The sequence below is a fragment of the Pseudocoprococcus catus genome (assembly GCF_019734885.1).
Classification (GTDB): Bacteria; Bacillota; Clostridia; order Lachnospirales; family Lachnospiraceae; genus Coprococcus_A; species Coprococcus_A catus.
Genome location: NZ_JAAXCM010000058.1, coordinates 1 through 492 on the forward strand (window position 1 = coordinate 1; position 492 = coordinate 492).

At 41.1% G+C, this 492-nt stretch carries 1 protein-coding gene; it reads right to left on the reverse strand.

Annotation, left to right across the window (positions count from 1 at the left end; genetic code table 11):
• Positions 1-118: 118 nt before the first annotated feature.
• A partial coding sequence (locus tag HED67_RS14980) for an RNA-guided endonuclease InsQ/TnpB family protein (protein WP_221718784.1) occupies positions 119-492 on the reverse strand: 374 nt, incomplete at its 5' end.

The window sequence follows — 492 nt, forward strand, 5'->3', positions numbered from 1 at the left end:
GCTTCTTGCTCAATGGCTCTACTGAGCCAAGTATCTACAAGCTATCCTCACGTGCCCCGCGATTCATTTTTCCCCAGTTATAGGATATTTTCATTGTCTGGGTACAGACACTTCCCATTTATCCTGCTAACAACATGCGGCGTGCTTCTTCACGTATATTGATTGCCGCATTCAGATCCCGGTCTATCCGATTTCCACATCTACAAAGGTATACTCTGTCCGAAAGTTTCAGTTCTTTCTTTACACTGCCACATTTACAGCATTTTTTACTGGAAGGGAAAAAACGGTCTACACGTACCAATTTCTTTCCTTTCCATGTCAGCTTATATTCCAGCAATTCCCGAAACTTTCCGTAACTGTTATCCATGACACTTTTTCCAAAATGCATACACTGGCTCATTGCTTTCATATCAATATCTTCTACTGCAACAACATCATATGCCTCTGCCATTTCATAACTCAGCTTATGTAAGAAATCTTTCCTCTGGTTTC